The sequence below is a fragment of the Chitinophagaceae bacterium genome, assembly GCA_016710165.1.
Classification (GTDB): Bacteria; Bacteroidota; Bacteroidia; order Chitinophagales; family Chitinophagaceae; genus Ferruginibacter.
In genome coordinates this window covers 1,120,911-1,139,268 of the sequence record JADJLJ010000001.1, presented here as the reverse complement: position 1 = coordinate 1,139,268, position 18,358 = coordinate 1,120,911, and the positions used below count along the sequence as shown (strand labels likewise).

The 18,358-nt window shown below is 47.0% G+C and carries 13 protein-coding genes; 6 read left to right on the top strand and 7 right to left on the bottom strand.

Annotated elements, in window-relative coordinates:
- Positions 1-177: 177 nt before the first annotated feature.
- The 4 genes from IPJ02_05055 to IPJ02_05040 form a co-directional block, all read right to left on the bottom strand.
- Positions 178-1,572, bottom strand: a complete 1,395-nt coding sequence (locus IPJ02_05055) for an ATP-dependent helicase (GenBank protein MBK7374939.1) — start codon at positions 1,570-1,572, stop codon at positions 178-180.
- Between the two features lie 196 nt (positions 1,573-1,768).
- Positions 1,769-2,083, bottom strand: coding sequence for a UvrD-helicase domain-containing protein (locus IPJ02_05050; GenBank protein MBK7374938.1), 315 nt, complete (start codon positions 2,081-2,083; stop codon positions 1,769-1,771).
- 596 nt (positions 2,084-2,679) lie between these two features.
- Positions 2,680-5,916 carry a PD40 domain-containing protein gene (locus IPJ02_05045; protein ID MBK7374937.1) on the bottom strand — a complete coding sequence of 1,079 codons (3,237 nt, stop codon included), beginning with the start codon at positions 5,914-5,916 and terminating at the stop codon, positions 2,680-2,682.
- A 213-nt stretch (positions 5,917-6,129) separates the two neighbouring features.
- Positions 6,130-6,594: a YHS domain-containing protein gene (locus IPJ02_05040; protein MBK7374936.1), complete on the bottom strand. Its 465-nt coding sequence runs from the start codon at positions 6,592-6,594 to the stop codon at positions 6,130-6,132.
- Positions 6,595-7,029: 435 nt separating this feature from the next.
- Here IPJ02_05040 and IPJ02_05035 point away from each other — a divergent pair, with 435 nt between their 5' ends.
- The 6 genes from IPJ02_05035 (at position 7,030) to IPJ02_05010 (ending at position 11,620) form a co-directional block, all read left to right on the top strand.
- On the top strand, positions 7,030-7,416 hold the full coding sequence (locus IPJ02_05035; protein ID MBK7374935.1) for a DoxX family protein: 387 nt from the start codon (positions 7,030-7,032) through the stop codon (positions 7,414-7,416).
- Between the two features lie 5 nt (positions 7,417-7,421).
- On the top strand, positions 7,422-7,910 hold the full coding sequence (locus IPJ02_05030) for a DinB family protein (protein MBK7374934.1): 489 nt from the start codon (positions 7,422-7,424) through the stop codon (positions 7,908-7,910).
- Positions 7,898-8,626, top strand: coding sequence for an NRDE family protein (locus tag IPJ02_05025; GenBank protein MBK7374933.1), 729 nt, complete (start codon positions 7,898-7,900; stop codon positions 8,624-8,626). The genes IPJ02_05030 and IPJ02_05025 overlap by 13 nt, the downstream gene beginning before the upstream one ends.
- Before the next feature lie 5 nt (positions 8,627-8,631).
- A complete protein-coding gene (locus tag IPJ02_05020) occupies positions 8,632-9,666 on the top strand; it encodes a D-alanine--D-alanine ligase (GenBank protein MBK7374932.1) in 1,035 nt (344 codons plus the stop codon).
- 203 nt (positions 9,667-9,869) lie between these two features.
- Positions 9,870-10,733, top strand: a complete 864-nt coding sequence (locus tag IPJ02_05015; GenBank protein ID MBK7374931.1) for an alpha/beta hydrolase — start codon at positions 9,870-9,872, stop codon at positions 10,731-10,733.
- Positions 10,734-10,993: 260 nt separating this feature from the next.
- Positions 10,994-11,620, top strand: a complete 627-nt coding sequence (locus IPJ02_05010) for a response regulator transcription factor (protein ID MBK7374930.1) — start codon at positions 10,994-10,996, stop codon at positions 11,618-11,620.
- A 13-nt stretch (positions 11,621-11,633) separates the two neighbouring features.
- Here the strand turns inward: IPJ02_05010 and IPJ02_05005 are convergent, their stop codons facing one another.
- The 3 genes from IPJ02_05005 to IPJ02_04995 form a co-directional block, all read right to left on the bottom strand.
- Positions 11,634-12,665 carry a PorP/SprF family type IX secretion system membrane protein gene (locus IPJ02_05005; protein MBK7374929.1) on the bottom strand — a complete coding sequence of 344 codons (1,032 nt, stop codon included), beginning with the start codon at positions 12,663-12,665 and terminating at the stop codon, positions 11,634-11,636.
- Positions 12,666-12,674: 9 nt separating this feature from the next.
- Positions 12,675-17,276 (bottom strand): WG repeat-containing protein, encoded by a 4,602-nt coding sequence (locus IPJ02_05000; GenBank protein MBK7374928.1) that lies wholly within the window; start codon positions 17,274-17,276, stop codon positions 12,675-12,677.
- A gap of 364 nt (positions 17,277-17,640) precedes the next feature.
- The gene (locus IPJ02_04995) at positions 17,641-18,354 is read right to left on the bottom strand and encodes a Crp/Fnr family transcriptional regulator (GenBank protein ID MBK7374927.1); all 714 of its coding nucleotides are present in this window, start codon (positions 18,352-18,354) and stop codon (positions 17,641-17,643) included.
- Positions 18,355-18,358 lie beyond the last annotated feature (4 nt).

Sequence of the window (18,358 nt, the reverse complement as noted above, 5' to 3'; positions counted from 1 at the left end):
TGATAAAGTTAATATTAATAACTAAAGCTGGGCTTTATTCGTCGAGCCCCGAACCAGATTACAACAGAATTACCGCTGCTGATTGCTCGAATGCCCAGTCCATTATTGGCAATACCAATGTTGTATCCAGCAAAATATTCCATTGGTATTTATGTTGTCTCAAATTTGCAATACATTTTAGAAAGTCCAATCTTCACCTGCAATAGCATCAGGAAAATCGTCTCCTAATTGTGATAGAAATGATGATGCAATTGCTTTTGTATTTGGACTCATCGTCCAAGGAACTTTTTGTCCCAATCCATAAGCCAATGTTTTTGGAATACGGCTGGCACTTGAAATGACTAATTCCTGTCGTGGTCTTGTTATTCCAACAAAAAACAATCTTCGTTGCTCCTCAATAAATCGGGTTGCTTCTTCTCCTTGCAATTCATTATCTACTCTTGGAATCAATCCTTCAATAACACCGCAAATAATACTAATGTCAGAGGTCAAACCTTTTGATTTGTGAATGCTCATGATGCGAACATACTCAACATCCAAAGGCATTTCGGGATTGATTACATTAGAACGAATTTCATTTTGAATATCAGTAACAGAATGTTCTTCATCATCTAATTCATCAACAAGTTCTACAAACGGAAAAGCCCATGTTTCAGTTTTTGGAAATAATTCTGAAATGATTTCTGAGACTTTCTTTCCATTGTATTTTTTGAATTCTTCCTGAAGTAATTTGAACCGTTCAATAGTGTGATATGAATAGCTTAGTGAAATTTTCTTTTGATAAAGTAAGTCAGCTGCTTCATAAGGTGAAATAGTATTATCCTCCCAGTATTTCATAAGGTTCGCGTAACCGGTGACATTTGCTGTTGAATTTCCAAACCCAAGCCAACATCTTAAAGCAACTCTATCGTTCTTGTTTACCAACAAATTTAAAAGCGTCATTGCAACTTGAGCTTTTACATTTTCAAAAATCTCTTCGCTGAAAAAACTATGGGCTTCAACTCCTTGTTCAATCAATCTTTCTTTGATTGCATAACCAATATCTCTCCTTGGGCACATTACTAAAATTTGTCCAGGGTTTGTTCCTTCCTTAATCCTATACTTAATAAAATCCACAATACCATCTTTTTCATCTGAAAAACTTGGCCATTGAATTGAATGAATTTTTCCAATTGGATTATCTGGTTTTGGAGTTAGGTTTCTTGGTTCACGATTCAAATTATTTTGAATAAACTTATCTGCAGCTTTTACAATATCAGTCGGACATCTTCTGCAAACAGCTAATGGATAATCTACTGTTCCATTATGCTGTACATTAAAGGTTCTTATTCCTTCTGGATGTGCATTTCTAAATCTTTCATAAATAGATTGGTCTTCGTCACCGATTATCATGAAATTACAATTTGCTGCAAGTGTGTTAACGAGTTCTTGTTCGGCTTTGTTTAAGTCCTGGTACTCGTCAACAAACACATGCTGAAACATTGTACGTTCTTCTGCCTGTGGATTGTTTCGCAAATACTTTAAGGCTTCTGGGATTACTTCACCTATTAGCATTGACTTATGAAACTTCAAATAAGAAATGAGAGTGTTTTGAAACGACTTATCGTCTGTATCTTGTGGCCAACCTGGAGTGTCTGACTGCAATCTTGCCCAAGCGGCTTCAAATGCTTTTATCTTTTTTTAAAGTTGTCTTTTCCCTAATCCGGTTTTCTTTTGTAAGTCACGCAGCACAAATTCTGTTTCGTAGTTAAAAAGTGGTCGTGGATGTCTACCTGTAATTTGCAGCACCGCATCTTTCATAAGTATACCGAAACAAAAGGAATGAAGTGTTCCTGCCCTTACTTGGTCTGCACCTGCTACACCTAACTTCATCAATTCTTTTTTTCAGGTCATGTGCCGCAGTTCTTGTAAAAGTTGAAAGCAAAATTGAATGAGGGTCAACTCCGCTTTCAAGAAGTCGTGCAATTCTTCTCATAAGAGAAAAAGTTTTTCCTGACCCAGGTCCAGCTACAACTCGTATTCTATTTTCATTTGAAGATGCAATTGCTAAAGCCTGTCCTTCTAAGTTATCATTCCATGCCATGTCAGTTCAATTAATGTAAAAGTTTGGTTTAATAGCGTCGCCAATTGGTTGCATACAACGTCTGTATTGATGTTAATAAGTACATCAATGCATCTCATTCGAAGATTATTGACGTATAAAACTCATTTTATTTCATACTATTCTATGGGGTACTGGTTCTACCAGGGTTTTCTTGCAGATAGAAGGTAGGTGTTTTGCCGGGCTCTAAGATAGTAAAATATAAATGCCGTACTACCGTAGAACTACGTATGGTACCCGGGTTGGTACTTAAAAAGGGGCCAGCGGATAACCTTCAGCCCCTTGTCAGTTTTTTTATTCAGCCATCGTGCCGCCACATGGTTGTGTCAGTTCTTTTATCCGATAATTTGCGTCGACACAGGGTTGTGTCAGTTTATTTATCCTAAAATTTGTGTTTGCACAGTTTGGGTTTTAAAACCTGGCATGTCCACGCCGGGTCATGTCTTCATGAAACAAGATGAAGAAACGAATTTCTATTTAAAACAGAAAGCGTATTTCTACGGTACCTAGGTTCTATTACATAAACCGGGATCAGCCTCATTTTTAATTCTTCATTTTTAATTTTTAATTCCCCACCCTCAATTCCCCTTCCTCTCATACCCCGGCTGCTTCGGCGCCGTGTATGCTTTATTCTTCAGCAGGGTCTTTATTTCGGTAATGGCACGTTCCAGTTGCGGGTCAATGCCCTTGCTCATCAGGCCAAGGTCTTCGTCAACGGCTATGTCGGGGTCTACCCCATGACCTTCTTTAAACCAGGTGCCATCGGGGTTGTACATTCGGAAAGAGGGTGCTGTAATGTTTCCGCCGTCGATCAATAAGGGCATGCCGCTGATGCCGATCAGCCCGCCCCATGTTCTTGCACCAATGAGCGGGCCAAGGCCTTTCTTTTTAAAATAGTCGGGGAAGGCATCGCCGCCACTGCCGCTCCATCCGTTGATCAGCATTACCTTGGGACCAAAATGCGCAAAGGGTGGCCAGGGCCAGGCAGCGCCGTCGCGGGTGGCCCAGTAGGCAAGGGGCGTACGGTTCAGCATTTCAATAAAACGGTCGGGTATCTGTCCGCCGCTGTTAAAACGTTCGTCTATCAGCAATGCTTTTTTATCCCACTGTGCATTGAACTGGCGGGTGAGTTCTTCCTGCCCGTCGCGGCCTGTGCTGGGCACATATATATAACCAACTTCGCCATTGCTGGCTTCATCCACTCTTTTGCGGTTGGCTTCCATCCAGGCAATAAAACGCAGGCGGTATTCATTACCCATCATTTGCACAATGGCTGTTTTGGCGCCGGAAAAAGAAGGGCTGCTGTTATAAGTAAGCTCTGCTGTTTTATTATCCAGCCCCTGGAAAAATGCATGGGGTTCATACTCCGTGGTAATGGGCATGCCGTTCACCGCCAGTATGTAACTGCCTTCCGGGATATCAATGCCCGGCTGGTCGATGGATGAACGGGTCTGTGCATCCCAGGAGGGTCCACGCAGGATGCGCTTTATCTTGTAGAAATTTCCTTCGGCCTGCCAGTCCACACCCAGGTAGCCTACCGCCTTGGTATTGGGCCTTTCCATATCGCCGCCGCCATGGTAGGTGTGCGAGGCATTCAGTTCGCCGATCATTTCGCCGATAATGAAGTCCACTTCTTCTCTTGTAAGTGCGCCTTCCAGCATTTTTGCATAGCGTTCTTTCACGGTGTTCCAGTTCACGCCGTGCATGTTGGGGTCGTAGAAATAATCCCTTTCCAGCCGCCAGGCATCGGTAAACAGTTCTTTCCATTCGGCCCGGGGGTCCACCATCATCTCCATTTCATTCAGGCGGACCGTCTTTTCAAATTTCTGGTTCTCCTCGGGCTTTATCACCACGTAGGCGCCGGTACGCTGAACTAAAATTTTGCTTCCATTCGCCGACATCCAGAAATTATTCAGGTTCTCTAAAATGGTTTTTTCTTCCCGCTTGTCGAGGTCAAAATATTTAAGCACCGGCCTTGCATCAGCGGGGCTGCCGGTATTGGGTAATTTCTGGTAAATGAGTTTTCCTTTGGCCGCAGCCAGGTAACCATAGTTGCCGGTGGCAGGCGGCAGTATCTGCATGCGTGCCTGCATGCCCTCGAAATCAATTTCGGAAGAGGGCGTTGCTTTTTTTACGCTATCCTTTTTCTTACCGGCATCATCCGTCTTTACCAGCACCGTGTCATTCTTTGGATACAGGATGGATGGAATGTCCTTCCGTAAAGAGATGGCGGCAAGCTGGGTACTGTTGCCATAAATGAAGGAGTTATCAATATCGCTGTAGTACGGGATGAAATTCTGGTTGGTGGCCAGGAATAGATATTTTCCTTCGGCATCAAATACCGGGTTATCGCAGTTGTAATAGCCATCGGTTACCTGCTGGTTCTTTTTATTTTTAGCGTCGTAAATAAAAACAGCGTTGAGGTAATTATCCAGGTCGCGGCTGTAGGTGAACCAGCGGCTGTCGGGCGACCAGCTTACGCGGAATCCTTCGCAGCCGCCGTGCATGAAGCGCAGGGCCTGGTCAACATCGGTGGTACTGCCGTTGGTTGCGTCCACCATTTTTATTTTCATGGCCTGGTCAATAAAAACAAGTTTCTTACTGTCGGGCGACCAGAAGATATGGTACCGGAAGCCTTTGTTGTAGTTGGTTATTTTTTTTGCCGGGGCATCGCTGCCGGGTTGCGACAGCCACAATTCATATTCGCCGTCCTGGTCGCTCCAGTAGGCCACGGTATTTCCATCGGGCGACCAGGAAGGGTAGCGCTCGTTGGATTCCGTGCTGCGGGTGAGGTTCTTTACAAAACCATTTTCGGCAGGTAACGAAAATACATCGCCCCTTGCCTCCACCAGCACCCGGTTGCCATCGGGACTGATGTTCACGTGCTGCACATAGCGGTCGGCAGTAACTGACCGGGGTTTCAATGCCGCTTTATCGGTGACCAGGTTCACGTTCACGGTTCTTATCTTTTGCGAGGCAAAGCTGAAGAGGCATAATTTTCCTGCCTGTTCAAAAACAATATCATCGGGCCCGGCAGAGGGGAAATGGATATCGTAGTCTTTATAGCTGGTAAGCTGTTCGTATTTTTTGGTGCTTACCGAATAGCGCCAGAGGTTCATGCGTTGTTCAGGGCCCCGGTCGCTGAGGAAATAAATATGATCGTCCTTCCACATCGGGAATTCGTTGCCGGCTGTTTCACTGGCTGAAATATTTTCAGACGTATTGTTGCTGAAATTGAAGAGATGGATATTGGCCCTCCATCCGCCCCGGTATCTTTTCCAGCTGCGGAATGCCTGCGATACAAAAATTACGGCCATCTTTTTCCCATCGGGAGAATAAGAGCCGAACTCGGCATAGGCAAAGGGAAGTTTTTCAGCAGGGCCGCCATTGGCAGCAACGGTAAAGAACTGGTTGAAACGGTCCCTTCCGCTTTCCCGGCCGGATGCAAACAGCACCCGCTTGCCATCCGGTGTCCAGTCAACCACCCTGTCGGGGAAACCATGCTGGGTAAGGCGAAGGGGTACCCCTCCATTCACCGGAATGGTATAGGCATCGCTGTTGCCATCGTAGTTGCCGCTGAAGGCAATGGTCTTTCCATCGGGCGAGAATTTTGGAAAGCTTTCCACACCCGCCGGGGAGCTTAGCTTTTCGGCTGTACCGCCCTCTTTGGGCATTACCCAGATATCATTGCCGTAGGTAAAAACGATCTGTGTTTTGGATACATCGGGGAAACGAAAAAGCCCGGCGTCGGTCTGTGCAGTAGTTATCAGGCTGTACAGCATAACGATACAGCAGGAAGCAATCATTTTCTTCATAACATGAGTTTAATTTTTTGAAATGCAGTCGGGGATATTGAAAGGGAAGGGAAGATAAAGTAAAACGGCTGATTTTTCAAGAACGGAGGGGAAAATGTGAGGCCGGAGGGGGTTTGAGGTTTGAAGTTTGAGGTTTGTAGTTTGTAGTTTGTGGTTTGTGAACTCTTATAACCACAAACCACAAACTACAAATAACCACAAACCTGTAACATCCTACCTGAACAACTTCATCCAGTTAGCATCCCCCTTTGCCTTCAGCGACGCTTCATTCTTGTTCCAGTCCTTTAACGTGTTGTTGAAAAAACGGTTGTAAAAAAGATAGAGCTTCCCGTTCACGATCTTGAAAGTTTCGGGGTCAATGGAAACCTTTTCTCCCTTCTCGCCCATGGCATAGGCACACCAGCCGCCGTATTCCGGTTCGTACCTGGATGGGCTGGCTTTGAATGCTTCTTTATTGGCCGGGGAGGAGAAATAATAGGTCACGCCCTGGTGGTACAAGGCCAATTCCTTATTTCCCTTAACGGCTTTTTTCTGGGTGAAGTAAGCAACGGGATCGTACCCGCTGATGGCCACAGCCGCTTCCAGGTTAAAATGTTTTTTACGCAGGGTGGCCGCATCCTGGGCCCGGGCTGAAAAACTTAAGATACTTAGTGCAGTGATGAAGAACAGGGATCTCATGGTATTTTTTTTATGATGCAAAGAACGCAAGGGCCGGGCAGGTCTTTTGTCGGTTACCTGACAGAAGACAGGGTTATCGAACTTTTAACAGGGATGCCTGTTATGAAATCATTATTTTTTGAGGTTGGAGCCCCGCTATTTATGCAGATCCGGGAAAGGAGTTTTCCCGTAAATTTTTGGTAGTGTCCTGTTTTGAATATTTTGTGACCTGTCATGCTGAGGAACGAAGCATCTCAGGTTAAGCAAACGGTCCTGGTCAGGAGATCCTTCGTTCCCTGCCTACCGGCAGGCAGGCTCAGGATGACAATCATTCAAAATAGCACACTACCAAATTTTTCAACCCCGAAAAGTTTCAATAATTTTAACAGGTTCCTTTTCTTTGTTGTCATGCGGCTGACAAGGTACCTGGAATGTACGTATTAATATTGCAGCATTATGACAAGAAATATATTTACCTGGTTGTTCCGGATCATTGCCGCGGTGATCATGCTGCAGACCCTGTACTTTAAGTTCACGGCGCAGCCGGAGTCGGTTCAGTTGTTCACGGCATTGGGGATGGAACCCTGGGGACGGATCGGCACCGGGGTGGGGGAACTGATCGCTTCCATTCTTATATTGATACCCCGTACCACCTTGATCGGGGCCATCATGGGACTGGGACTGATGTCGGGAGCCATTTTCTTTCACCTTACCAAACTGGGCATTTATTTTGGTGGTGATGCGGTGCTGTTCAGTTATGCCCTGATCTGTTTTGTGTGTTGTGCAGGATTGGTTATCATTTACCGGAAAAATATACCTCAACTTTTAAAACGTAGATTTTGAAAAGTATTTTCAACAAAGCCAAGGAAGCCTTGAACGAGATCGTTGCCGTGCTGGACCAGTTGCCCGGCCAGGAGCAATATTCAGCGCCCTGTGCATCCCTGAGCAATGCAACCATCGGGCAGCATACACGCCATGTGATCGAGCTTTACCAGTGCCTGCTTGCCGGCTATGCCGGTGGCGTGGTCAATTACGACGACCGCAAACGCAACAGGTTGTATGAGAATGACAGGAACGAAGCCATTGCTGCCATCCGGGAGATACAGGATAAACTGGAGCAGGCCGATAAGCCGCTGCAGGTGGTTTGCGAGGCAGCCGGGGATAATACGGTCATCGCATCCAATTATAACCGGGAAGTGTTGTACAATCTTGAGCACTGCATTCACCACCAGGCACTCATCCGGGTGGCGCTGATAGCAACCGGCAGCGTTTTGGTACCGGATCAATTCGGGGTTGCCCCTTCCACCATACAATACCGCCGGCAATGTGCACAGTAAGTTTTGTTTCGGCGGGCAATAAAAAAATAATCACTTCAAACCGGGATGAGCATATCCACCGGGAAACAGCCGCTGCACCCAGGACGGAGATCATCAATGGGCGCAGGCTGATCTTTCCAAAAGATGCCCGGGCAGGCGGTACCTGGTTTGCCGCTTCCGAAAGCGGCGTGGTATCTGTGTTGCTGAACGGCGCTTTTGAAAAGCATACACCCAAACCCCCTTACCGCAAAAGCCGTGGACTTATATTACTCGATATCATTGCCGCCGGGGATCCGCTTCATTCCTTTACGGAAATTGACCTGCAGGATATAGAACCCTTCACGGTGGTACATTACCTGCCCGGCCGCCTGTTTGAGTTGCGCTGGGACGGCGACCGCCGGCATGAAAAGGAACTGGATGTTTCCGGCAACCATATCTGGTCCTCTGCTACTTTATACAACCGGGAAGTGGTGGCATACCGTAAACAGTTGTTTGAACGCTTTCTTGAAAACACCGCATCCCCTTTGCCCGGGGATGTACACGGCTTTCATGCCAATAACAACAATGATGAAGAGAATGGTTTTGTCATCAGCCGCAAAACAGGATTGAAAACCTTCAGCATCACCCAGGCTGTATGGCAACAGGACAAGATCGATTTTATGCACACCGACCTGCTGCATGATAAACGATTTGAGGAATCCATGCAGATCCGTCATGCCCTGGTAAACCTATCGTGAAAAAGATCAGCCTATACCTGCACAAACTAACGCACTGGGAATACTGGCCCTTTGACGTGGTTTATATCCCGATGTATTTTGTCTGGTTCTGGTATGCAGCCAGGGCAAGGTCCTTTTTCTTTTTCAATGCTTCCAACCCACGGATCAAGAATGCCGGCTTCCTGATGGAACCTAAAAAAGAGATCTATGCGATCATCCCGCAGCAATACATACCCAAAACAATTTCTTTTGCAAAAGGCACGCCGGCAGCCGAAGTGTTAAGAACGCTTGCCGCTTCCGGCATCACCTATCCCTGCATTGCCAAGCCCGATATCGGCTGTAAGGGTAAGGGCGTGCAGAAAGTGCATACCGATGAAGAAGTGGCGGCATATTCAGCCCGTATCAATATGGATTTCCTCATCCAGGAATTCATTTCTTTCCCGGAAGAGGCGGGCGTCTTTTATTGCCGCATGCCCGGTGAAGCGAATGGTTTTATAACGGGCATTGTTGCAAAGGAATTCCTGGTACTGAAAGGAGACGGCGCTTCAACGATCACCCAGTTGCTGATGAAGGACCCCCGCCATCATTTTCAGCTGGCTGCCCTGCAAAAGATCTATGGGGATGAACTTGATACGGTGCTGCAAAAGGGCGAGGCCAGGAACATGGTCCCGTATGGCAACCATGCACGGGGTGCAAAATTCATCGACGTATCGCATTGGGCCGATGCAGCATTCACCCAAACCATTGACCAGGTCTGCAAACAGGTTCCAGAATTTTATTTTGGCAGGCTGGACATCATGTACAACAATTTTGAATCGTTCCGGGAAGGAAAGGATTTCTGCATCATAGAACTCAATGGCGCCGGCAGCGAACCCACGCACATCTATGATCCGAAGCATTCTGTGTTTTTTGCGTGGAAGGAGATCGCACGGCATTTTAAATTACTTTACCGTGTCAGCATCCTCAACCATAAGCGGGGGCATCGTTACCTTACCGTACAGGAAGGGCTGCAGATGTTCCGGGATAATAAGGCGGTAATGAAGAACCTTAAAAATTATTAGGAGATCGTTGCAATCGTTTGAATCGTTCGAATCGTTTAAAGTCGTTTAAAATCGTTTAAAATCGTTGCAGGGTTAAAGGCAACCCTGAAACGTCTTAAACGTTTTCGAACGATTGAAACGAATGAAACGATTGAAACGATTCAAACGTCTGAAACGATCCAAACGAATGAAACAATCCAACCCCCTTAAACATTATTCACACTATGGCCTGGAAAACTAAAAGGAATTTCAAATGGGGACTGCTGGTCTTTTTCACCGCATGGGTCATCTTTGCACAATCCTGTATGAAATTCCGCATGAGTGACAGTGCGGCGAAGGCCGGGTTTGAACAAAGGGGCCTGCCCGCTCAGTTCATTACTGTTAAGGAAGACGGGGTGCCGCTGCATTATGTAAAATGCGGCAGCGATGACCGGCCCACCCTGTTCTTTGTTCATGGATCACCGGGCAGCTGGGATGCATTCAGGATCTATATGATGGACACGGCTTTGCTGAAACATTTCCGCCTCATATCTGTTGACCGCCCCGGCTTTGGTTACAGCGATTTTGGTACAGCCTATCATTTATCCAGCCAGGCATTGCTCATCAATAAGATCATGGAGAAAGAAAATAATAATGAACCCGTTCATCTTATCGGCCACAGCATTGGCGGACCGGTCATTATCCGGATGGCGCAGGATAAGCCGCAGTATTTTTCTTCGCTGACCATATTGTCGGGTTCTGTTTCCCCCTACGACGAACCGAAGGAATACTGGCGCTATGCGTTCGCCTATTCGCCGTTAAAATTCCTGATGCCGGGCGCTTTCCGGCCATCCAACGATGAGATCGTCTATTTCAAAAAAGAGCTTTATAAACTTGATGAAGGGTACGGCCTCTTGCGCATGCCTGTTACATTCATTCATGGGGATAAGGATAAGTTTGTGACCGTAAAGAATGTTGATTACGGAAAAAAGAAACTGGAACACAATCCCGGTGTAAAGATCATCCTCATTCCCGGTGCCGGCCATTTCATTCCCTGGGAACGTTTTGACATCATCCGCGACCACCTGCTCACGTTAAAAAGCAATTAGTTTTTCACCCGGTCTCCATCATTCATTTTTTTGCAGGCTCACTTCTTTTTATTTTAAAGCGATGATGAGACGGGACCCGAACGGGTTATTACCAGGCCGGTCAACGTAGATACACAAAGTATATTTACGAATAGGGTATACTGCCGGGATACCCGGATAATATTATGAAGCGGCCAATCACTATTATGTAGAAAAGTTTCTATCTTCATAGGACTTATTTACCCAAAGGACACATTTGCACTCTAAACCCTGCACGGAGAATGAAAAAATTCCTTCTTGTTGATGATCATGTTATAGTGCGTTCCGGTATCAAAACCCTCCTGCAGGAAATGTACAGCCCGGCAGAGATTCATGAGGCGGTGGACGGGGAAACTGCCATGCAGAAGATGAAGGAGGGGAGTTATGACCTGGTAATGCTCGACATACAGATGCCCCGGACAGATACGCTGGGCCTGATGGAATATATTCACATCAAATACCCGGATGCAAAAGTGCTGATGTTCTCCATGAGTGCCGAGAATATTTATGCCAGGCGGTTCATGAAAGCCGGCGCATATGGTTTTATTTCAAAGGAGGCGCCGATGGAGGAGATCACAAAGGCCATCAGTACCATCCTGGGGAACAGGAAATACATCAGCGATGCACTGGCTGAAAAACTGGCGGAAGATTCTTTTTCCGGTAAAACAGGCAACCCGTTCAATGACCTGTCGCCCCGCGAATTTGAAATTGTTTCTTTATTGCTGGAAGGCAAGACCGTAACAGAGATCTCACACGCACTGAACATACAAACCTCCACCGTGGGTACACACAAGGCCCGCCTGTTTGAAAAACTGGGAGTTACCAATTTGCTGGAGCTGAAAGAACTTGCCACTACCTACAACCTCTAGTGATCATTTCCTTTTAATAGAATGCCGGGCACCTTACTTTTTCAGCAGAACTGTTCATGTTGTTCCGGAAAGCCTTATACGTAAGTGTTATTTCATAAGCACCCCGGTACTGGGATGCGGTCTTTAATTTGCTCACATTCACATCGTAGGTGATGCCGATACCAAAATGGTTGTAATCTAATTTCACCACCGGTACCAATGCATCGTTCCAGCGGTAGAACACGCCACCCGATATGGTTGTCTTAAGGTTTTCGTCGTTTGCCACCAGGTCATGACTCAATAGCAGGCCTCCCTGTATCTGCCGGGCACCCCCCTGCATGAAGTAATCGGCATAAACGATCAGTTTGTTGGCATCACTTACCGGTGCAGAAAGCCCGGCATTGACCACCCATTTCGGATTCAGTATAATGTCGTATTGCTTTTGAAATGCCACTTTTGGTTTTGTAAAATGAAACAATCCCAGGCCAACATAATACCGGGTGTTCGCACCGGCAATACTGCTGAAGTTTAAACCCACTGCAGCATCCCAGTACGTGAAACTGGTGTTGGTGAAAACCTGTTTTGTAGGATTGGCAGGACTGTAAGAACCGTTCACAAACTGGTCATCAAAGCTCAGCCTGGAAGGATCGAATCGCTGGATGACCGGACCGCCCATGATGCCTGCGGATAAATAAGTATCTTTTTCACCGGACAACGATTTGTGGTAATTAAGGACAGGGAATACCTGGGTGCGGCTTAATTTTGAATCGCCGGCAATATCGTGTGTAAGTTGCATGCCAATCGTTACAAAATCATTGGAACTTCTTCCAACGGGTTTCTTGTATTCCATACCAAGGCCAAGCGTGCGGTAGGGTACGGTAACACTTTGCCATTGACTGCGGAATGCAGAGGTCACCCGCACATCGCCGTTGAATATCCCGGCAAGTCCCGGGTTCCTGAGCAGGGGTAATTCATAGAACTGCGAAAAGTTTATATCCTGGCTGTTTGCAAAACCGGCAAGCAGCAGCAGGGGTATGATCAGTTGGCGGCGTAAAAGGTTTTTCATATTGGTAAACTATTTTAGCAGGGTGGTATTCCCCTTATACGTGTAAATAACTCCATTGTCACAGATCACTTCGGCGGTATACACAAACACATCCGGTGTGGCCGGTACACCCCTCACTTTTCCATCCCATCCATATTTGGGATCGTTCGGATTGAAATTGGTCTTTTCAAAAACCAGTTCTCCCCAACGGTTGAATATGCGGAATGTCTTTACAATGATCCCCTTGCCCCGTACCATCAATATATCATTCAGGCCATCTCCGTCCGGTGTAAAGGCATTCGGTATAAAGACCTGGGCGCTCTTACAGAACACGAAGATGAAAATGGTATCGTTGGTTATACAGCCATAGTTGTTTTTAATATTAAGAATATAGTAACTGTTGTCTTTTACTGTAACCGAGGGGTTAGGGCAGCTGCTGCAACTTAACCCGGTCGTTGGGGTCCATGTCCAGCTTACGATCGGTCCGTTTTGTGTAACGGGATTGAACGTAAGCGTTGTTCCGGTAGTTGTGGTTATATCTGCGCCGAGGTTAAGTGTTGGCCTTGGCCCAACCGTGATCTTTACAAAGTTGGTATCGGTGAAGCAGCCGAACCCGTCATAGCCTACCACACGATACAGCGTGGTGGTGGCTGGTGTTGCAACGGGGTCCGCAATATCAACGCGGTTAAGTCCCTGTGGCGGCGACCATAAGTAACTGTTGGCGCCACTGGCCCGCAATCCCGTTGATTCGCCGATGCACAACGTATCGTTGGGGGTTACCAGCATCTGGAACGGACGTATCACCGTGAGTGAAACAGAATCGAACGCAAAGCATCCGAATGCACTTTGTCCTCTCACAATATATTTTACCGAACTGGTTGGTGTGGCAACCGGGTTCGAACAAGTTGTACAGCTTAATCCTGTGGATGGTGTCCAGGTATATTGGGAAGCACCGCTGGCAGATAACTGTGCCGTGCTGCCCAGGCAAACATTCATATCATTGCTCACCACTACTGCCGGGGTTGGGTGCACGGTTATGGTAAATGACCTGGCTGAACCGGGGCAAAGACTTGTTGATGGGGTCACGGTAATAGTGGCTGTTATTGCTGTATTGCCCGTATTCACTGCTGCGAATGCAGGAATATTCCCGGTACCACTGGCCGGCAATCCGATAGAAGGATCACTGTTTGTCCAGGTATAGGTGGATACATTACTCAGCGTACCGGTAAAGGCAACTGCATTGGTGGTTGCTCCATTACACAATGACTGGTTGGTTGGCTGGGCAATGGATGGGACCGGGTTAACGGTAATAGAAAATATTTTTGACGGGCCATTGCAACCGGCAGCACTGGGTGTTACGGTAATGCCGGCAACCGCCGTGTATGCACCATTGCTGGATGCAGTGAATGATGGAATATTCCCGGAGCCGCTGGCTGGCAGACCGATGATGGTACCCGTGTTCGTCCAGCTATAGGTAGTGCCGGTTACTGCACCGGAGAAAATGATGGCGTTGGTTGGAGCACCACTGCACAATTCCTGGTTAGGCGGCTGAACCACATCCGGTGTTGGTTTTACATTGATATAAAAATATTCAGGCGTACCTGCACATCCCGATGCATCCGGTGTAACCGCGATCGTAGCCAGGTTAACAGTATTGAGGTAGTTGATGGCAGTGAACGGCGCAATATTACCCATGCCGCTTGCAGCCAGTCCGATAGTAGTATTGTTGTTGGTCCAGTTGAAAATGGTTCCCGCCACACTGCCGCTGAAGTTTACAGCATTTGTAGTGGAAGCATTACACAGGGATTGATCAGGAGGGCGGTTCACATCCGGCGTTGGATTTACGGTTATGGTAAATGTTTCGGGTGTACCTGCACATCCAACTGCAGAAGGCGTAACTGTAATGGTGGCGGTAACAGCCGTATTGGTTGCATTGGTAGCCACGAATGCAGGAATGTTTCCGGTACCCACCGCAGGCAAGCCAATGGAACTGTTGTTGTTTGTCCAGCTGAATTGGGTTCCGGTCACGGCCCCGGTAAAGTTCACCGGGTTGGTTGTTGCCCCGTTGCATATTGTTTGACTGGCAGGCTGGGCCACATTTGGTGTTGGGTTCACGGTTATGGTAAAGGTCAACGGCAAACCAGGACATCCGGAAGCCGACGGGGTAACCGTTATGGTTGCAGTTACTGCTGTATTGCCTGTATTGGTAGCTGTGAATGCGGCAATATTTCCATTACCACTGGCAGGCAAACCGATCGAAGTGTTGTTATTTGTCCAGCTGAAACTGCTTCCTGTCACGGATCCGGTAAAATTCACGGGGTTGGTTGTAGCCCCGTTGCATAGGGTCTGACTGGCAGGCTGCGCCACATTTGGTGTTGGGTTCACGGTTATTGTAAAGGTCTCCGGAGTACCAGGACATCCGGAAGCCGAAGGGGTAACGGTTATCGTTGCAGTTACCGGTGCATTACCTGTATTGGTAGCTGTGAATGCGGCAATGTTTCCATTACCACCGGCCGCCAGGCCGATCGAAGTATTATTGTTCGTCCAGCTGAACGTAGTAGCTGCTATTGCGCCTGAAAAATTTATCGCATTGGTCAGTATACCATTACATACGGTCTGGTTGGCAGGCCGGATAACATTGGGTGTTGGGTGAACGGTTATTGTAAAGGTCTGTGCTGTACCGGAGCAGGTTAAATGCACCGGTGTGACTGTAATGGTTGCCGTAACGGTTGTGTTACCGGTATTGATGGCTGTAAATGCAGCTATGTTCCCGGTACCGCTTGCAGGCAGGCCGATGGAAGTATTATCATTTGTCCAGTTGAAAACAGTATTTGCCAGCGAGCCGCTGAAATTTACTGCAGTAGTGCTGGCGCCATTACACAATGTTTGGTTTGGCGGCTGCACCACATTGGGCGTTGGATAAATGGATACCTGGTGAATGGCAGACCCGCTGCAACCACCCGGAACGGTCACATTCAATGTTACATTATAGGTGCCCGGTATTGTATAGGTATGCGTTACGGTATCCCCCGTGCCTGTAGTGCCGTCCCCAAAATCCCAAAGGGTTGTGGTGGATGGGATATTCCTGTTGTAAAACGTAAATGTTTGCGGCGCACAGCCGGTTGGAGCCGATATATCGAACTGGGCATCAAAATCACCGGTTATTTTAACCAGGATGGTATCCTTGCAACCAAAGTTGTTGAAAGGAATCATTTCAAGCCAGATGATGGAATTAACAGCCGGGCCGGGATTCATGACCAGTTGCTGGCCGGTACCCAATAAGGTTGAATACGTTTGGTCCCACCAGTTATAGAATTGAAATCCCGGAGGGGCGGTAAGGGTAGTGGCATTGGGTGCAGTACAATCATAATGCACTTCCACCGGGCTGCCGCAAATGCTCTCAACATCCACATAGGCATAACCCCAGTGTCCCCTTCTCACACAATCGGCCGTGGTGAATTCCATGTACAGTGTTTTTCCGCCGTATCCCCTCAGGCTGTAAAAGACCGAAGCCCAGGGTTTGTAGATAACGCCCGGGTTAACGGGTGAAACAGCAAAGCCGGGAAGGTTGGAAGTGGAAATGTATTCAAAAGAGGCACAATCAATATACGTATTGGTGGCAGAGTCTAAAAGTTTTGCATTGAACCTGGGCTGTGTCCATATGGTATGGCCCGGGTCCTGGAAAACAACTGCATAATTATACCGGATAGAAAAGTTGGAATCATTCAGGGGCACATGGATGGTATAGACGATCCCTTCTGCCTGTGCACCTACTACGGTGTTGCCGAGCTTGACGGCAAAATTGCTTCCATCCGGTGGATTGGTCGGGAATAATCCAAACGGGTCAATGGCCGAAGGAAGTGCCCGGGGATAGATCGTATGCCTGTTCGCTGTTGGAGGCGATGGCGTAAGCGTGATCACATTTGTATTGCCAACAGAATCCACCTGGCCTGTGTAACATTGCCAGTTGGTGAAGTCCCCGTTTTCAAAACCTATATTATCCGGGCACGGAACCACAATATTGCTTGTATTGGTATTGGGATGATAAGGTACCGGGTTAACAGCAACGGGTTTGGCCTGTGTGAAAACGATCCTGCCATCCGGGTATAAAAGGCCTTCCTGGTCATCCCTGGTGATCCTGGCTACGCCATTCTTAAAGCCGTAGCAAACAGAAATATCCAATGACCTGGTTATTTCCCCTTTATTATTTGCCAGCCACCATGTACGGTCGTTGTATACGGCTGTAACGGGGCCATCAAAGTCAAATACTATTTCGTAATTGAAAGGGAGTACTGTTTTGCCGGTTGCGTTGATGAATCCCCATTTGCCGTTCTTCTTTGCGGCAGCAAGGTTGCGGGAGAAGTTCCGGGCATCTTCAAATTCAGCAGGGGCAATGGGTTTTCCCGTTGCATTTACAAAAGTAAAACTGTTGTTGAGGAGCACCCTGGCAAAACCATTTGCAAACGGGTCGGTTTCGTCCCATAACTGCTGGCTTACCGGCAGTTGGGTTTGCCTGTTCACAAATTGGAATTTTGAACCGGCAGCTTTTACTACAATACGGTTCTCAGCCGGATATTGGGCAGAAGCGATTGAAGTGAACAGTAAAAAAAGAATAGATAAAGGTCTTCTCATCGGATATTGGTTTGTTCATAGGATTCGGTTAAGACTGGCTTGATCGAACTTTATCAGGATAGTATAATAACGGTTTTAAATACCTGCATATTATGGGTCTGTATCCTTATTTTGTTTGTGCGGGATTTTGAATTTATGGAACGGGCGGGCAGGCGGATGGAAGGCTGGAAAATCACTGCTGGTAAAGGTTGTGTGGTTTCCTGTTATCCGGGGATCTGTTTCCGATCGTATGCACAAGTACGTAATGCTGCGTAAAAATACGGAGGCCTTTTTTTGAAAAAACCACAGATTTAAAAAGTTGCGGTCTGCCCGGGTAAAACTTTGACAAAACAGCCGTGGTTGTACCGGGTTTCGTGCAGGTTGGTCAGTCCTCCTGTCCGGCCACCCTTTTTAATGCGTGGATATCATTTACCCGGATCGATTCTTTTGAGATACTGATCAGGTCCTGTTTTTCCAATTGATTAAGGGTGGTAGTAACCGTTTGCCGGGAGGATCCTATCAGCCGGGCAATATCGTCGTGGGTGAGAAATTTTTCTATGGCGGCCTTGTTATCGTGTATTGAACCGCTGTCGGCAGCCAGTTGAAGAAGTAATTGTATGAGGCGGCTCTTTACATCTTTATTGAGGATGTTCAGCAGCCGGTTCTCGACCTTGCGGAGTTTATTGCCCAGTTGAAAACTGAAGGCGATGGCCATTTCGGGCTTTCGCTGCAGGAGTTTTAAAAAATCCCCGATGGTAAATGCACAAAGGCTTACGGTGCTTTTGTAGGCACGGGCAAATTCATCCTGGTCATTATTTTTTTCAAGCGTCAGCTGGCCGAAGATCTCTCCTTTCTGAATGATCTCTTTAATGACCTCATTTCCCTTTTCATCAATATATCCCAGCTTGATAAATCCTTCTTTTGAAAAATAGAGTTTATTGTTGTTCTGGAACGGGAAATAGATGTATTCTCCGTCTGCTGCTTCTAAAAAGTTATGAATAAGGCCCAGTTCTTCATATTCTTCGTCGGTGATGTGTTCAAATAAGTTGAAGCCCCGTAATAGCAGCAGTTTTGAGTCGCAGGAGTTGGTTTCTGACACGTAT

Excerpts from the sequence above, each read along its gene's own strand:
- IPJ02_05045 (MBK7374937.1), bottom strand. The coding sequence starts at position 5,916 with ATGAAGAAAATGATTGCTTCCTGCTGTATCGTTATGCTGTACAGCCTG.
- IPJ02_05015 (MBK7374931.1), top strand. The coding sequence starts at position 9,870 with ATGGCCTGGAAAACTAAAAGGAATTTCAAATGGGGACTGCTGGTCTTT.
- IPJ02_05000 (MBK7374928.1), bottom strand. The coding sequence starts at position 17,276 with ATGAGAAGACCTTTATCTATTCTTTTTTTACTGTTCACTTCAATCGCT.
- IPJ02_05035 (MBK7374935.1), top strand. The coding sequence starts at position 7,030 with ATGACAAGAAATATATTTACCTGGTTGTTCCGGATCATTGCCGCGGTG.
- IPJ02_05050 (MBK7374938.1), bottom strand. The coding sequence starts at position 2,083 with ATGGCATGGAATGATAACTTAGAAGGACAGGCTTTAGCAATTGCATCT.
- IPJ02_05010 (MBK7374930.1), top strand. The coding sequence starts at position 10,994 with ATGAAAAAATTCCTTCTTGTTGATGATCATGTTATAGTGCGTTCCGGT.
- IPJ02_05005 (MBK7374929.1), bottom strand. The coding sequence starts at position 12,665 with ATGAAAAACCTTTTACGCCGCCAACTGATCATACCCCTGCTGCTGCTT.
- IPJ02_05040 (MBK7374936.1), bottom strand. The coding sequence starts at position 6,594 with ATGAGATCCCTGTTCTTCATCACTGCACTAAGTATCTTAAGTTTTTCA.
- IPJ02_05025 (MBK7374933.1), top strand. The coding sequence starts at position 7,898 with ATGTGCACAGTAAGTTTTGTTTCGGCGGGCAATAAAAAAATAATCACT.